General features: G+C 55.1%; 14 protein-coding genes. 8 read left to right on the forward strand and 6 right to left on the reverse strand.

From position 1 onward, the window contains the following. Positions 1-43 precede the first annotated feature (43 nt). The gene (locus tag KF784_11885) at positions 44-628 is read left to right on the forward strand and encodes an SIS domain-containing protein (protein MBX3119759.1); all 585 of its coding nucleotides are present in this window, start codon (positions 44-46) and stop codon (positions 626-628) included. Between the two features lie 24 nt (positions 629-652). On the opposite strand, the gene KF784_11890 is transcribed toward KF784_11885, so the two are convergent. From KF784_11890 to KF784_11900, 3 genes are read right to left on the reverse strand one after another with little or no spacing between them, the layout of a single operon-like run. Continuing rightward, positions 653-1,303: a lysophospholipid acyltransferase family protein gene (locus tag KF784_11890; GenBank protein ID MBX3119760.1), complete on the reverse strand. Its 651-nt coding sequence runs from the start codon at positions 1,301-1,303 to the stop codon at positions 653-655. Continuing rightward, entirely contained in the window at positions 1,300-2,394 is a 1,095-nt protein-coding gene (locus tag KF784_11895; GenBank protein MBX3119761.1) for a rhomboid family intramembrane serine protease, read from the reverse strand. The genes KF784_11890 and KF784_11895 overlap by 4 nt, the downstream gene beginning before the upstream one ends. Further along, positions 2,391-3,137: a YebC/PmpR family DNA-binding transcriptional regulator gene (locus KF784_11900; protein MBX3119762.1), complete on the reverse strand. Its 747-nt coding sequence runs from the start codon at positions 3,135-3,137 to the stop codon at positions 2,391-2,393. The genes KF784_11895 and KF784_11900 overlap by 4 nt, the downstream gene beginning before the upstream one ends. 239 nt (positions 3,138-3,376) lie before the next feature. Here KF784_11900 and KF784_11905 point away from each other — a divergent pair, with 239 nt between their 5' ends. From KF784_11905 to polA, 3 genes are read left to right on the forward strand one after another with little or no spacing between them, the layout of a single operon-like run. After that, entirely contained in the window at positions 3,377-4,249 is an 873-nt protein-coding gene (locus KF784_11905) for a site-specific DNA-methyltransferase (protein MBX3119763.1), read from the forward strand. Next, the gene (locus KF784_11910; GenBank protein MBX3119764.1) at positions 4,249-4,860 is read left to right on the forward strand and encodes a hypothetical protein; all 612 of its coding nucleotides are present in this window, start codon (positions 4,249-4,251) and stop codon (positions 4,858-4,860) included. The genes KF784_11905 and KF784_11910 overlap by 1 nt, the downstream gene beginning before the upstream one ends. Before the next feature lie 34 nt (positions 4,861-4,894). Next, entirely contained in the window at positions 4,895-7,510 is a 2,616-nt protein-coding gene (gene polA, locus KF784_11915; protein MBX3119765.1) for a DNA polymerase I, read from the forward strand. A gap of 146 nt (positions 7,511-7,656) precedes the next feature. Here polA and KF784_11920 read toward each other — a convergent pair whose 3' ends face one another. Continuing rightward, positions 7,657-10,821 (reverse strand): PD40 domain-containing protein, encoded by a 3,165-nt coding sequence (locus tag KF784_11920; GenBank protein MBX3119766.1) that lies wholly within the window; start codon positions 10,819-10,821, stop codon positions 7,657-7,659. A 47-nt stretch (positions 10,822-10,868) separates the two neighbouring features. Continuing rightward, complete coding sequence (locus KF784_11925; GenBank protein ID MBX3119767.1) at positions 10,869-11,798, reverse strand: hypothetical protein; 930 nt, start codon at positions 11,796-11,798, stop codon at positions 10,869-10,871. A gap of 71 nt (positions 11,799-11,869) precedes the next feature. Between KF784_11925 and rfbA the strand changes: the two genes are divergently transcribed. Together rfbA and pheS are read left to right on the forward strand one after the other, a co-directional pair. Continuing rightward, positions 11,870-12,748: a glucose-1-phosphate thymidylyltransferase RfbA gene (gene rfbA, locus KF784_11930; GenBank protein MBX3119768.1), complete on the forward strand. Its 879-nt coding sequence runs from the start codon at positions 11,870-11,872 to the stop codon at positions 12,746-12,748. A gap of 62 nt (positions 12,749-12,810) precedes the next feature. After that, positions 12,811-13,809, forward strand: coding sequence for a phenylalanine--tRNA ligase subunit alpha (gene pheS, locus KF784_11935; protein MBX3119769.1), 999 nt, complete (start codon positions 12,811-12,813; stop codon positions 13,807-13,809). 40 nt (positions 13,810-13,849) lie between these two features. Here pheS and KF784_11940 read toward each other — a convergent pair whose 3' ends face one another. After that, the gene (locus KF784_11940; protein ID MBX3119770.1) at positions 13,850-14,860 is read right to left on the reverse strand and encodes a D-cysteine desulfhydrase family protein; all 1,011 of its coding nucleotides are present in this window, start codon (positions 14,858-14,860) and stop codon (positions 13,850-13,852) included. A gap of 89 nt (positions 14,861-14,949) precedes the next feature. Between KF784_11940 and KF784_11945 the strand changes: the two genes are divergently transcribed. Together KF784_11945 and KF784_11950 are read left to right on the forward strand one after the other, a co-directional pair. Continuing rightward, positions 14,950-15,483, forward strand: coding sequence for a hypothetical protein (locus KF784_11945; GenBank protein MBX3119771.1), 534 nt, complete (start codon positions 14,950-14,952; stop codon positions 15,481-15,483). After that, positions 15,480-15,890 carry a hypothetical protein gene (locus KF784_11950; GenBank protein MBX3119772.1) on the forward strand — a complete coding sequence of 137 codons (411 nt, stop codon included), beginning with the start codon at positions 15,480-15,482 and terminating at the stop codon, positions 15,888-15,890. The genes KF784_11945 and KF784_11950 overlap by 4 nt, the downstream gene beginning before the upstream one ends. Positions 15,891-15,938: the final 48 nt, after the last annotated feature.

Here is a 15,938-nt window from a genome sequence, read left to right on the forward strand (position 1 = left end):
GGCCCTGTGGACCTGCCCGCCCTGGGTCATGCAGAATACAGATATGTCTGCAGACATGAAGTCGTCGATCATCTCCGCCGCGTTTGAAACCCATTTGATCGTTGCCCAAAAAATGCACACGATCGCTCAAGACGTTGAACGCGCGGGTGAGATCATTTCCGAGTGCCTCAATAAGCATGGTGGGGCCGTGCTTGTGTGTGGAAACGGTGGCTCGGCAGCCGATGCTCAGCACATTGCTGGTGAACTCACGGGCCGTTTTCTGCGAGAGCGCAGGGCCATGCCTGCACTGGCTCTCAATACGAACTCCACGACGATCACGGCTATCGGCAACGACTATGGCTACGATTTTATTTTTTCGCGTCAAGTGGAGGCGCACGGAAGGCCCGAAAGTGTCTTAATCGCGATCACGACCAGTGGCAACTCCGGGAACGTCGTTCAAGCAGCGAAGGCGGCAAAAGCAAGCGGGATGAAGGTTATCGGCATGACGGGGTCGAACGCGGGAATGCTGGGGCAATACTGCGATGTCTGCATTAAAGCGCCGTCTTCGGAGACGCCAAGAATTCAAGAGATGCACATCCTGATCGGGCACATTTTGTGTGAGATCGCAGAATCGGAGATAGGAGAGTAGGAACGGGGGTCTTGAGGCTATACGCTATAACCCCACGGCTTCATCCGCGATCCTTTCGACTTCTTTGATCGCTTCTTCCAGCTTCACACGGCATGCCTCGACCTCTTCTTCGGTCGGTCCCTCATGCAGATAGATCGGCTCCCCGAAAACGATAGCGGCTTTTGAGAAAAGCCAAGGGATCATATAACGGTCCCACGAACCCACCCGTAGGCACGGCTTTGCCGAGGAGCCGACAGGGATCAGCGCGGCTCCAGACTTGTGCGCCATCAAGAGGACTCCTCCTTGAACCACCTCGGAGGGACCGCGCGGTCCGTCGGGAGTCACCGCCATCTTGGCCCCGGTCTTGAGGACTTTGATTGCTTCCAGCGCAGCCCGTACGCCTCCCCTGCCTGTTGATCCGCGAATGGTCTCGAACCCGAATCTCCTAAAAATGCGCGTTTGCATTTCACCATCGTTCGAGAGACTGAAGAGCGCCCATACGCCCTGTCCCTTGAAGAAGTTGGCAGGGATCATGGACTTCCCGTGCCAGCCCGTAAAGATCATTCCGCAAGTGAGACTTTCGTAGTTCTCCTTGCCAATAACCTTGAGGCGCAAGCTCCTCGCGAATGTTCTCGCGATGGCGTAGATGAGAGAGCCAAGCAGGGCAGGACGAACTCTTCGCCACCACTTTTTCATGGGAGCAGACCTCGTGCCTTTGCAAGCTCGGTTGCAGGATGAAGCTCGAAGCGCTCCGTCAACTCTTTAATGAGGCTCTCGAACGGTTCTTCTCGAGTTCGCCTAATCTCGGCAAGGGCCAACAGGGCCTCTGGCCGCTGTGGGTCTTGGGGGTCGCCTTCAAGGACCGTTGATAAGATGAGCTCAGCAGTTTCAGGATGAGAGTTCTTGAGTCTGTCAGCGAGCAACGTCCGGCGAAGACTCGGGACGTTCTTCATTTCGTCCAGTTCGGTCAGTCTATTTAGGAGGGGCGCTTGTTCCGACTCTGGTGTACGCTCAAGCAGCTTCCACAAACCCTCGGCTTCTTTTGCATGGTCGGAAAGGTCGCGGGCAGCTTCAATGACCTTTTCAAGGGCAACCGTATCTTCGGGATGCTCTCGCAGGTGGCTTTCCGCTGCTGCCAGCGCTGCCGCTGGGCCACGTTCGTTCATCTGGTCGAGCACTTGATGACCGAACTGCATGTTCGCCTCTTTGCCTGCCCGGAAGAGACCTGCCCAAACAAGACCTGCCGCGAAGCCTCCGATATGTGCCCACCAGGCAATTCCACCCTCGAACTCCCCACCAAGTTTGATCACGGCTCCAAGCACTTGGAGAAACACCCAGATACCGGTAATGGCAGGCACGGGGACAGCGATTTTTGGGGCGATGGGGACGCGTACCCGAAAGAATCGGATTGTGAAGAACGCAGCGCAGGCCGAGATAGCGCCGCTCGCACCGATCAGCGGTGGCTCGCCGACAGCTTTCGCGGCAAGAAGCCAATGCAGGCCAACCCCCGCCAAACCTCCTGTCAAGTAGATGAACAGGAAGCGCCATGTCTTAGCCGCAAACTCAACGGCAGGCCCGACAGCAGCCAAGAAAAGCATATTGCCAAGGAGATGAAACAGATTGACATGCAGGAACAGACACGTCACGGCGGCGAAGACGCTTGGGCGGTCGATACTAAAGCCAAAATCGCCTAGCAGGTCAGGCTGCCAGACTAAAGCGAACGCGGCCCCTATGTTGGCCGCGATCAAAAGAAGCGTTGCTATCGGGACGCGTTGTTTGGGGCTCAATCTTCGCTCATCATCTCTTCAGGGATGTCCACATTGATATACGTCTCTTTGACGTCGTCAAGCTCGTCTAACATGTCCAGCAGCTTCAGCAGTTTAGGCCAATCGTCATCGGCAGGTGTTGCTTTGTTTGTTGCGATGTAGGTTAGCCCAACTTCGTTGGTCTTAATGCCTGCATTTTCAAGCGCATCGTTGGTGGAGTGCAGATTCTCAATGGCAGTGCGGACCAGAAAATTGCCTTCGTCGTCCTTTTCAACGTCGTCGGCTCCCGCATCGATGGCGGTCAGAGTGAACTCCTCTTCATCCAATCCTTCTGCGGCTACGCTGATTTCGCCGACGTGGTTAAACTGCCAACTCACCGACCCATTCTCAGCCAGGTTTCCACCGTGTTTGCTAAATGCGTGGCGCAGTTCGGGGACGGTGCGGTTCTTGTTTTCGGTATAGCATTCGATCATGATTGCTACGCCGCCGGGCCCATAGCCCTCATATGTCATCTCTTCGTAGTTCTCGCCCTCGACCGCACCGGTGCCCTTGTCGATCGCCCGTTGAATGTTGTCATTGGGGACTGCGTTCTCTCGTGCCTTTTGGATCGCGACTCGGAGTCGGGGATTCGTGCCCGGGTCACCTCCGCCCATTCGTGCAGCAACAATGATCTCTCGCCCCAGCTTCGTGAACATCTTGCCGCGAATTGCGTCCTGCTTGCCCTTGCGAAGTCGGATGTTTTTCCATTTGGAATGTCCGGCCATGCGGCTATTTTGGCATGAAGAAGTTCAATGAGAGGCATCGAAGGCATGTTGGACTCACAGCAAACTCTTGAACTTCAAATCTTAGGCCATGGGGATTATTTGGGGGAAACTGAATCATACTTAATATGTTGTCATGTGTATACTAAATCCAAATCCATTTCTGGTTCGTCAGTAAGTTCATGCAGGTCAGCCCATTTTTCGATTCCGAAGCATCCGTCTCCCTATTCAAGGGTGATTGTTTGGACCTGCTGAAAGACATTCCTGACGAGGCTGCCCAGCTCATTGTCACCTCTCCTCCTTACAACCTGGGCAAGCCTTATGAAAGCCGCCTTGATTTGTCGGAATATGTGAGTCAACAGAAGAAGGTGATTACAGAGTGCGTTCGCACGCTGCATCGTTCGGGGAGTATCTGCTGGCAAGTGGGGAATTACGTTGACAAAGGCGAAATCGTTCCACTCGACATTGCCCTGTATCCTGTTTTTGAATCACTTGGGCTCCAGCTTCGCAACAGGATTGTCTGGCATTTTGGGCATGGGTTGCATGCAACAAAACGCTTTTCAGGCCGTTATGAGGTCATTCTTTGGTTCACACGCAGCCCAGACTACTACTTCGATCTGGATCCTATCCGTGTGCCCCAGAAGTATCCAAACAAGAAGGCGTTCAAAGGTGACAAAGCTGGACAATTATCCTGCAATCCTCTTGGTAAGAATCCATCAGATGTTTGGGATGTTCCCAATGTAAAGTCGAACCATATTGAAAAGACGATCCACCCTTGTCAGTTTCCAGTTGAGTTGATTGAGCGACTGGTTCTATCCATGACTCGCCCTGGCGATCTCGTCATCGATCCGTTCATGGGCGTGGCATCAACAGCTATTGCTGCGTTGATTCACGGTAGGCGTGCTGCAGGAGCAGAGATCATGGATGACTATTACCAAGAGGCGCTGGATAGGCTAAAACAAGCTCATAACGGACTCCTGAAAATTCGCCCCATGGAACGCCCGGTTCATAACCCTAATGGAACGACTAGCTATGTCCCACCGAAGCTTGTCCAGATTGCAGATAGTCCACAGTCTCGATTGTTTGAACGTGTTAAACCGTATGGGGTTGACTGATGCGCGTCGTTCAATACTATTCGCATCTGAATGGGTATGAGCACATAGTTGTTCACAAGCCGCATCTCTGGGAGGAGATTGAGAGAGTCATTTCTCTTGTTGATGCTCATTCATTACGGACGAAGATAAGCAACGAAAAAGGAATGGTTGGCAAGGCTCTTTTTGACCCTAAGGCAATGAATTCTGAATTCAAGAGGTTGCTTGTCGAACGTCAGTGGCGTGAGTCTAGGACTAGCTATTTTGTGACGTCCGATCATGTTCTGATTCGGCAGACAATGACGATGTCAAAAGAAGAACAGAAGCGGGAGATTGAGAGAGCCGGCCTTAATCCAATCTATTCATACAATCAGACTGACTTCGTGAAAGAGCGTGTTGAGATTGAGGTTCAGTTTGGAAAGTATTTTTCGGTTGCCTATGACCTCTTTGTAAAGCACATGGCGTTTTTCATTGGAGACGTGATTGATGTTGGCGTAGAAATTGTCCCAATGAAAGAGTTGCAAGTCGAGATGTCTTCTGGTGTTCCCTATTACGAGGGCGAGCTTTACAACCTCCTACGGCAAGGACGATCCACGCCAGCCGTCCCTCTGGTCATGATCGGCATTGCCCCGTGACGGTGCTTGTGCGATACGTGGTACCTTCACTCGCATGAGCCGACACAGGCTGATCATCATCGACGGCTATAGCCTGCTCTTCCGGGCGTTCTATTCCACCCGTTTCATGAGCACGACCGACGGGCGCCCCACAAACGCGCTCTACGGCTTCACGGGAATGATCTTTTCGATCCTGGAGCGCGAGAAGCCCGACGCGCTTGTTCTTGCGTTGGACGGCCCTGGAAAGACATTCCGGCACGCCGAATACGCCGAGTACAAAGGCACCCGCAAAGAGCCCGAACCCGAGCTTGTGCAGCAATTTCCGTGGGCACGTGATCTGTTGGACGCCCTTGGCATACCCGCGATCGAAGTCCCGGGCTACGAGGCGGATGACATCGTCGGCACGATAAGCAAAGAGGCCGAATCGAAGGGTTACGACACATACATCGTGACGGGCGACAACGATCAACTGCAGCTTGTGGATGAATATGTAAACGTGCTCACGACGAAGGTGGGTGTCTCCGACCTGCTCGTTTACACGCCGGAGAAGGTCCTCGAAAAGTTTGGCGTTCCCCCGATCAATGTGCCCGACTGGAAGGCGATTGTGGGTGACAGCTCCGACAACATCCCAGGCGTTCCAGGAATTGGCGAGAAGGGCGCGACCTACCTATTGCAAAAGTATCAGACCATCGAGAACCTGCTCGAAAATCTCGATGAGGTCGAAGAGAAATACCGCAAGAAGATTTTGCCTGTGATTGAGCAAGTGCCAAAGTCGAAATGGCTTGCGACGATCTGCCGAGAGGTTCCGCTAGAGTATGACTTTGAGCCGTTCCGAGTGTCTGCCGAGCAGCTTGAAACCGCGAAGTCGATGCTGGAATCGTTTGAGTTCAAGTCGCATCATAAGCGATTGCCAGCGGTGATGTCGCGTTACATGGAGGGGGGGCAGGCGATGGATGCTCCGGTGGTGGAGGTTGCACAAGAGTCGCTTGCTGTCACCTCTTCGGAGATTCAAGACCCCGACGCGCTGATTGCGTTCGTTGGCAACTCTCCCTTTGCCGTTCTGCTCGACTCCGGTCCTGCGCAGATGAGCATGTTCGACGAATCTGGCCGTGCTGCCTATGTCGCCGTCGGCTCGAAGGTTGCCAAGACTACCGACAAGGCCGTTCTGAACCTCGTCCACAAGGACCCCTCCAAGCTGATCGGGCATGACGTCAAGCCACTTTTCAAGGCGATCCCCGCGACACAAACTGCGCCTCGATTTGATACGATGCTCGCGGCGTATGTGCTTTATCCAGGCCGTTCCAGCTATTCCCTTCGAGATCAAGTTTCGGCGTATTTGGATATCGCCATGCCGGAGACCCAAGAGGGGATGGCCTCGGCGATTTTCCTTTTGGACGCAGCGATGAGCGAGCGGTTGGAGAAGGAGGGGCAGACGAAGGTCATGCGGGAGATCGAACTCCCACTCCTGCCCGTGCTTGCCGAGATGGAGAATTACGGCATCAAAACCAGCGCCGATTACCTTCGTGAATTCTCGAAGTCGCTCGATGTGACCATTCAAGAAACTCAGAAGAAGGTTTATGAAATGGCGGGGCAGGAGTTCAATATAGGTTCTCCTAAGCAGCTTGGTGAAGTGCTCTTCGACAAGATGGGCATTCCCGGCGAGAAGAAGACGAAAACGGGTTACGCTACGGGTGCAGAGATTCTGCAAGTGCTCGCTCCCGAGCATCCCATCGCCACTGAGGTCTTGAACTGGCGCGAGTTAACCAAGCTCAAATCGACTTACGCCGATGCCCTGCCGCGCATGATCCGGGAAGACGGACGCATCCACACAACGTATGCCCAAGCTGTTGCCGCAACCGGACGCCTCAGCTCGAACGATCCGAACCTGCAAAATATCCCCACACGCACAGAGTTGGGTCGGCAAATTCGTAAGGCGTTCACCGCCGATGAGGGCTTCATACTCGCCTCATTTGACTACTCTCAGATTGAGCTGCGGCTGCTGGCGCACATGTGCAAGGACCAAGCGCTGGTGGACGCTTTCGCCAATCACGAGGACGTTCACAAGGCGACGGCTGTGCTTATGTTTGGGGCGGCGGGTGATGACGTCACGAAGGAGCAGCGTGGGTTTGCGAAGCTGCTGAACTTCGCCGTCTTGTACGGGGTCACTGACTTTGGTCTTGCGAACCAGCTCGGCGGCAACTTCTCGGTGTCTGAGGCAAAAGCGCTGATCACCCAATACTACGAGCGATTCCCGAAGGTGAAGGGCTTTACCGACTCGGTGATCGCCGATGCCAAGGCGAAGGGCTTTACGACGACGCTCTACGGCAGGCGAAGATACTTCCCCGACATTCATGCCCAAAACCGAAATGAACGCCTGTACGCAGAACGTCAGGCGATGAACGCACCGATCCAGGGTTCCGCCGCCGACATGATCAAGCTCGCGATGCTTGAAGTTCGCAAAAAGCTGGACGGAAAGAAGACACGAATGTTGCTGCAAGTTCACGACGAGCTTGTGTTTGAGCTTGCGAAGGGTGAAGAAACCGGGCTGATAGAGCCGATCCGCAAAGCGATGGAAGAGGCCATGCCGCTTGATGTCCCCATCGAAGTGGATTCAAAGTTCGGCCCCAACTGGAATGAGATGGGGCCGCTGGAAGCTTTGGCAAAGGGGTAAGGATTGTCAGAGTGGTAAAGAGGTAAGGAGGTAAAGGGGGGGAGGCGGAAAATCGGGAAAAAGCGCAACTTCCTGGACCACAGCAAAGTGGCTCGTTCCCAATCTCGACGTCCTTACACCTGACTCGTTACCTCCTTACCAACCGCTCAATCCATCTTCCCGAGAAGGATCTCAATCGCCTTATCGAGCTGAGGATCACGTCCCGCGAGATAGTCCTCGTAGGTGAGTGGGACGTTAACGTCCGGCATCTGTCCGAGGTTCTCCATTGGCGAGCCGTCCATCCGGTACGAGCCCGAGTTTGGCATTCGTGCGCTGGTTCCGTCGATCAATCGCAAGCCGTACGTCCAGATCACGTATCCCGGCGTTTGGACGCCAACCAGCGTGGCCAGCTTCCTTGCCTTCATTGCGGCGGGGAACATCTCGGCATTTGAGAAGCTAGTCTCGGCATGCATCACGACCGTTGGGATGTTCCAACTATTCGCGGGAGCAAGGCCTGCTTCCTGATCTCGAGCTTGATAGTAGCTATGGGGCACTCGCTCGAGCATGTCCACAAGCGAGTCGGCGATATTGCCGCCTCCGTTGTTGCGAACGTCGATGATGGCGGCCTTCTTGCCGTCGATAAACTCCCAAGCCTCGCGGTTGAAGGTCGTGAAGTTGTTTCCACCCATGCCGGAGATGTGGAAGTAAGCGATCCTTCCGCCTGACTTCTCCTCGACATACTTTTGCCGATCTTCGATACGGTTGCGATATTGGATGCCGTTCCAGGCTCCACCAGACAGCGCACGGTACTTCACCTCACGCGCGCCCGATTTGGTGGGGGTCTTGTTCACGAGGAGCGTAATGTCTCGTCCATCTTGGGCGTTGAGCACGTCTCGGAACAGCGCTTCGTTTGCTGAAACGTCGGTTCCATTGATCGCCATCACATACTCCCCTGCGCCGAGCTTTGTCTTCGCGTAGCTTCCAGGAGCGTAGCGGGGGACCTCGGCAATCTTGATTCCGGGGCCACTGTAGGAGTAGTCAATCGTGAACCCTGGGTGCGCCGAATTCTCCCCTTGAGGGTTGCCCGGCGCGGGACCGACTTCAGAGTGCGAAGATTCTAGTTCGCCGACCATCATGTTCAGGACCGTCGCGAACTCATTTCGGTGTCCCACCGAGGACAGCATCGGTTCGTACCGCTTACGTAAAGCCATCCAATCGCGCCCGTGCATGTTCGGGTCGTAGAATCGGCTGTTGAAGTTGCGCCAGAACTGCGAGAATGCGGCTTGGCGCTCTTTGCGTACGTCGCGAGACCAGTCGGCACGAAACTCGACCTGTGACACTTGGAACTGCGGCGGCTTTGGGTTCAACAAAGAGATGTTTCCACCCTTGACCAGCAGGAACTGCGAGTAGTCCGCATTGGGCTCGAAAGATTGAAGCCCTCCGCCCTGGCTGATGCGTCGAACTTCACTGCCATCGTAGCTTGCCATCCACACATCGCCCTCACTTCGGAAGTAGAGAGTTCCGTTCTCCGGGTTCATTCGCAGGTTGCCCTGGGGTGATTGCGAAATCACTCGACGCATACGGCGATGGATGTCATCAAAGTCGATGTCCACCTTGACGGCTTCCTTCGGCTTTTCATATTTGAGCTCCAGTTCGGTCTCACGAGCATCTTCGGCTTTGAGTGGAAGCGCGTAAATCGCGGACCCTCCGTCTCGATTTGAACTGAAGAAGAGGTATCGACCATCGGGCGACCAAAGAGGATCGCCGTGTTGGGCGTTGAGCCGAGTTACGTTGATCTCTTTTCCAGTCGTGCTGTCAAAAATCCAGATGTTGACGGGCGGCGCCATGTTAATGACGGTTCCGCCTGTTTGCCGCGAGTACGCAAGATAGCGTCCATCGGGCGACCAAGCGTAAGGTGTTCCGACGCTCGATTGACTTCCGGTGATCTTCTTGGGGGCTCCGCCAGCGACAAGCGCTCCGTAAAGGCCGCCATTCGTGCCGGTTTGCCACCAATAGACCGATTTCTTGTCGGGCGAGAGTGTGACCACGGATACGTCAGAGCCAGGAGCGCTCACAGCGGTGACGGCCTTGGTCGCGACGTCCATTCGATAAAGTCGGTCGCTGTCCTCTCTGTCTGAAGTGAAGAAAATGCTCTTACCATCGGGAGTCCAGAGGGGCTCTTGATCGGAGCCTGCCCAGTCCGTAAGCTGGGTCGCATCATTGGCGTTTGGCCCCTTGCCCTTCTTCACGGGGACGGTCCAAATCTCTCCCCGCACCGTAAACGCGACTTTGTCGCTGGCTGGGTTCAGTGCGGCGTCGGAGACGCCATCGGTGAGGATCAATCGCTCTTGGTAGTTGACCTTATCGTCGGTCGAGGCGATGATATCAATTTTCTTGGGCTCACCACCTGGCGTCATTGTATACACGTAGCCCTCGTATTCGAAGGCAGCAGTTCCGGCGTTGCGGGCGACACTGAGATAGCGCACTCCCCCGCCAACGAAGTTTGTCATGCGTACCGTGCGTCCGTTAAGGTCGATCTTGTAAACGTTCGGTGTTCGGTTGACGTTATCGACGTTCTTCGGAATCGGCTTGTCCAGGAAGCTAGCGCTGGGCGTCTTCTCGCTGACCGTAACTGTCATGAGAGACTTGCCGTCGGGGTTGAAACCAGCCCAAAGATGTTGAAACTGATTGTCGCGGAGGGCCCTTGCCTTTTTGCTCGTCGTATCAAAGAGCCAGAGCGCTGAAGCTCCTGTTCCTTGGTAGCGCGCTCGGTACCAGGGGAAACCGTTTCGGTTATAAGCGACCATCGTGCCGTCATTTGACATGATGGGGTTACGCACCGTCGTCTGGTCGATCAGGAACCTTGCAAAGGCTCCCGTTCGCACATCTAAAGAGAAGAGGCCGTTGTCTTGAGCATCACGAGTGGAGCGGAAAAGCAACTGCTTTCCGTCTGGAGTCCAATCGCTGGCGACATCGCTTCCCGCAAACCAGGTGAGGCGTCGGCTCTCGCCACCATCTGCTGGCACCACGTAGATATCGTCTGCGCCGTTGCGGTTCGTTGAAAACGCGATCCACTTGCCATCCGGCGACCAGATAGGGTTGTCGTCCATCTCGATATGGGTGGTTACGGGGACCGCTCTGCCGCCTTCGCTTGAAACGACCCACACGTCGCCGAGGTAGGAGAATGCAACGCGTGTGCCGTCGGGGCTGATCGAGATCGACCGTGCGCCAAGAATATTTTTCGGCTTGGGATCGCCAAGCTGTCGTGCATCACTCGACGCCGATAGGGCAAGTGCGGGCACGAGGATAAGGCTTAAATACTTCGGTTTCATAGGCTGACCGCCGCTATATACGGAGATGAGCCTGTAGATTACTTCATCTATTTGGCGATGCGGATCGAGTTCAAAACCCAGTCGGCGATATTCGCACCCGCCGCATCGGCCTTCTTTCGCGCGATGAGGACGCGCCAAGTCTCATCGCCTCTAACCAAAAGCAGAGCCGAGAAAGCGCCTTCGCTAGAGGCGAGACGAAACTCGTAGTCGATGCGGACTCCATCAATTCCAGACATTTTGACTGGCTGAATCGCTTTTCGGAAGATGTCGGCATCTGTAGGGATTCCCAAATCGGCATCGACGCCCGCGATCTGCTTGGCCAAGTCCGGGCCTTGACCCTTCACGGTCTCAATTTCGGTGACTGTGACAATGGCAGCATCGGTGACGGATGTGAATGTCGACAAGCGATAGGCGTTCGGAACGCTTCCAAACGAGATGTCGGGTTCGTTGGGTAGGGATACGGTTACTTTCGAGTTCTTGAGCTGTTGGCTACGCCAGCTTGCAGGAGAAGTAAGCGCGACTGTGGCAGAGTCCAAGATCGCATCGCGGGCCTTTGCCGCGGTCAAGGCCTTTACTCGGGCAAGGATGCGCCAGGATTTTTCGCCTGCCTGAATGTAAAGACCCGAAGCAAGCTGCCCCCGAGAAAACCGTCGTGCTTGGAGTCCGCTCACGCTCACAGGTCTGAACGTCGGTTTAAGGTCAGCCGCGCCCGGAAGAAGGTCGGCAGCGGCCCGCGATGAAAACTCGATATCGGTAAGAACGCCTGCCGGAGCTTCGCGGTAAGTGACAATCACGTCCACCCCTTGAACCGAGAAGTTGTAAGTTTGGTTGTTATCGGAAGAGCCTTCTGCAAGTTTAAGCTCAACCGTGGGCAGGCTCAGCGTGAGTCCAGTCGTTCCGACCTTCTTCGCGCTCATCGCGGTTCCTGCCTGACCCATGCCAAGCACAACCGTTGCAACCATCCAAGAAACAGCCATAGTCGTATTTTATTGACGTTCGAGACCCCTAAGTGTTCGGGATCGGGACTTTGCGAGCCAAAATGATGCTCATGGCTGCAAACAGAAAGGGGATCATTCTTGCCGGTGGATCGGGCACGAGGCTGTATCCGCTCACGATGGGGGTGAGCAAGCAGCTCATGCCGATTTACAACAAGCCGATGATCTACTTTCCGCTGACAACGCTCATGCTGGCGGGCTTGCGAGAGGTTCTGATCATCACGACACCGCACGATCAGGCCGCTTTTCAAGCCGTTTTGGGCGACGGCTCGCAGTGGGGAATCCAGATTGAATATGCCGTCCAGCCCAACCCAGGAGGCTTGGCTCAAGCCTTCTTGATTGGAAAGGAGTTCGTTGGAGATGGCTCCGCGACGTTGATTCTTGGAGACAATATCTTTTATGGGCATGGGTTGGTGGAGATGGTTCAGCGGGCCAACGCACAACCTTCGGGGGCAACTGTCTTTGCTTATTGGGTAAACAATCCGTCCGAGTATGGAGTGGTTGCGTTCGACGAGTCGATGAAGGCGACGAGTATTGAGGAGAAGCCTGCCGAGCCGAAGTCGAACTATGCGGTGACGGGGCTCTATTTCTATGATAATTCCGTGCTCGACGTCGCCGCTAACTTAAGACCGTCGCCGCGTGGTGAGCTTGAAATCACCGACGTCAACCGTGAGTTTCTGACGCGCGGGCAGCTTCAGGTTGAGATCATGGGCCGGGGGTTTGCCTGGCTCGATACGGGCACCCACGAGTCGCTCCTTGAGGCCGCAAACTTCGTGCAGACGATCGAGAAGCGTCAGGGGTTGATGATGGCCTGCCCTGAGGAGATTGCCTATCGGCAAGGCTACATTTCGCTTGACGACGTAGCTAAGCTCGCAGAACCGATGCGCAAAAATCCTTACGGGCAGTATTTGATGGGCTTGATCAAGCGTTGATGCGCAGGTTGTGGGACCCGGTTGCAATCTGACCCTTCAGTGGGCTTAAACTTAGCCCGCGCATGCAATCGATTGAATCCCTCGAAAAGGAAGCAGCCTCTGCAATAGAGGCGGCAACGACGACCTCTGAACTCCGCGATGCGGAGATCAAATATCTCGGCAAGAGCGGTCTGCTGACCGGCTTGATGCGCAACATTGGCCAATTGCCACCCGAGGAAAAGCCGCTGTTTGGCAAGAAGGTCAACGAGGCTAAAGCACGCCTTGAGGAGATTTTGGAAGGCCGGATGTCGGCGCTCAAACGAGCTGAGCAGAGTCAAGCGTTTGAGTCGGAGAGAATCGACATCACCATGCCGAGCCGCAAAGCAAATGGGGGCATGGAGCACATTCTTCGGCGGACCGAAGAGCGCATTCGCGAGGTTTTTGTTGGGCTTGGGTTCGAGTGTTACGACGGTCCTGAGCTTGAGGAGTTTCGATACAACTTCGACGCGCTGAACTATCCGCCCGATCATCCAGCGATGGATGAGCAGGACACCTTTTATGTGACCGATCGTAAGGTTCTCCGCACCCAATGCACCGCCATTCAGGGTCGCGTCTTCGAGAAGAAGAAGCCGCCACTCCGCTACTTCACGGTAGGCCGCACCTATCGGAACGAAGCGGTAGACCGCACACATTCACACACCTTCCACCAAGTTGACGCATTTATGGTTGACGAGGGGATTTCCATGGCGCACCTCAAGGGCACGCTTGGGGCATTTGCGCGGGCGATGTTTGGCGACGATGTGAACATCCGCTTTCGGCCCGACTTTTTCCCGTTCGTGGAGCCGGGCGTGGATTATGCGATCTCAACTCCCAAGCTTTTTAACGGCCGATGGGTCGAGCTTGGCGGCGCGGGCTTGATCCATCCGAACATCCTTGAGGCTTACGGGATCGACTCTGAGAAGTACAGTGGGTTTGCTTTTGGGCTTGGCGTTGAGCGCATCCCGATGATGCAGTACGGGATCGACGATCTGCGGCACTTTATGGAGAACGATCTGCGGTTCTTGGAGCAGTTTCAAGCGTGAGGGCCGAGGTCCGTGATCCGTAATCAGTGATCGGCGATCATCAATCTACAATCAACAGATTCTTGGGTGTGGCGAACAGCGTCACGGCCCCGCCGGTATGCCAAAAGAGCACACGCCCCTTCAATTCGCCCTTGCCAACCATATCCATGAGCCCGGCAAAGGCTTTGCCGCTATAGGTCGGGTCCAACAAAATTCCTTCTGATCTCGCCACTTTCAGGATCGCCCGATTGCCTTCGGGGCTTGGGATCGAATATCCCTCGCCGAAGTAGTCCATGCGGAGGTCAAGGTCTTCGTAGCGGAGATTCTTGGGCTGTCCAGTGAGTTCGCCTAGCCCGATGGTAAGTTCGTGGACGTCGTGCTGGAGAACTTCATCGGGGTCGGGGTCGGCAGAGATGCCGATGACCTTCGTTGAGGAACCGGCAAAGGCAAAGGCGAGGCCCGCGTGGGTGCTTCCACTGCTGCTAGCAGTGACGATGGTATCGAACGGCTCTGCGCTTTGGGCCATGACCTCCTGAGCGGCAAGATAGAACGAGTAGGCCCCGAGAACGGAGCTGCCGCCGATCGGGATCTCAAATGTCTTCAACCCTATAGCTTGGTACTCGTGAGCGATGGCTTCCGCATAAGCTTCGAGCTGATCCCAGTCGCCATCGGGGAAGAGGCGCACATCCATGCCAAAAATCTCATCGGCAAGCACGTTGCCGCCAGAGGAGTCGGGTACGTAGTCAATGGCAGGTCGACCAGCCGCTGCATAGTAAGGCAGCCCCATTACAGCGGCTGCGGAGCGAAGTCCGTATTTGGCGCATGCGGCGGCAAGCTGGCGAAGGAAGTTCGACTGTGATGCTCCCATCCCGACCACGACCTCCGCGCCTTGTCGAAGAGCTTCGGCGATCAAGAATTCGAGCTTGCGCCCTTTATTGCCGCCAAGTGCAAACCCGGTGAGATCATCGCGCTTGATCCACAGATCGATCCCCAGCTCTTTCGAAAGATTGGGAAGTGCGTGCAAAGGCGTTGGGGTGACGATCAGATCGACTTTTTCAGGGACCGTTGGCACATCTTGATTATGACTTTCAGCCTGGGTGCTTGTGGGGGGACGGACCGGTGGTGAGCTACGGGCGTCATAATCTGATAGGTATGGCAAAGATGAGTCGAGGAAAAAAATGGGGGATCGCGCTGGTTGCACTTGTCGCGATTGGAGTTTTGGTCGACCAGTTCACGCCAGCACGCGAAGCGTTCATCCTTTGGCGAGCAGGTTCCTTCGACAAAGCGGACAAGGTCAAATACAGGGGCGATCTCGAAGACAGTCTTAAGAAACTGCGGGCCGCTTTAATGCTCTATCACGACAGCGAGGGCCAGTTCCCAGATGCGGCAGGCTGGATGGATGCCATTCGCAATCGGGTGCGCACTGGAAACATGGCGGATTCGGAGGCGATGAAGAAGTTTATGGACCCCTCAGCCCAAACGGGCGCGGAGGGTGTTTATGGAATCGCGATGAACGACGCTTTCAGCGGTCAGTACATCGACGATGTAAAAGACCTCGACAAGACCCCCCTTCTTTTTGTGAGCTCAGATACAAAGTGGAATGCCCACGGAACGCCGGAAAAACTCCTGCCTAAGCCAGCCCGCGAAGCTGGCAACTGGGCGATCATGGTGGATGGGAAGATACTGGAGTTATGATTCAGCGAAGCGGTATCCAACGTGCGCGGGCCTTCGCTGTTCTCATGGCGTCTGCTTTGACGTTTATGATTGAGAAAAAGACGCCGCAGTTGGGGAGCGCATCGCTAACCGTAGGCGGGGTGATTTCGGCGGTTCTGTTTGGGGTAGGGCTGTTGATTCTCCGATCTGATATGAAGACCTTTCGAGGCGCATTGCGGCTCAAGAGTGGCTTTATGATGGTGGGATTCTCGTGGTTGATTGCCGCGCTCACAACGGCGATGGTTGTCCCTCTCGTATGGGCGGGGGCTCCAGCGATCTTTGCGGGCTGCGGTCTGGCAGCGATTGGATTCGCGGTCCAACTCACAACCTTGTATCTTCAAATCCGTCGTGGGACCCCTTCTCGGAAAGATGCGCCGGATCAGCTATAATTCAGCCAAGATTTAGCGGCCCGTCCGCGATCCTTTTTCAGCGCCGAA

The sequence above is a fragment of the Fimbriimonadaceae bacterium genome, assembly GCA_019638775.1.
In the GTDB taxonomy this organism is placed as follows: domain Bacteria; phylum Armatimonadota; class Fimbriimonadia; order Fimbriimonadales; family Fimbriimonadaceae; genus JAHBTD01.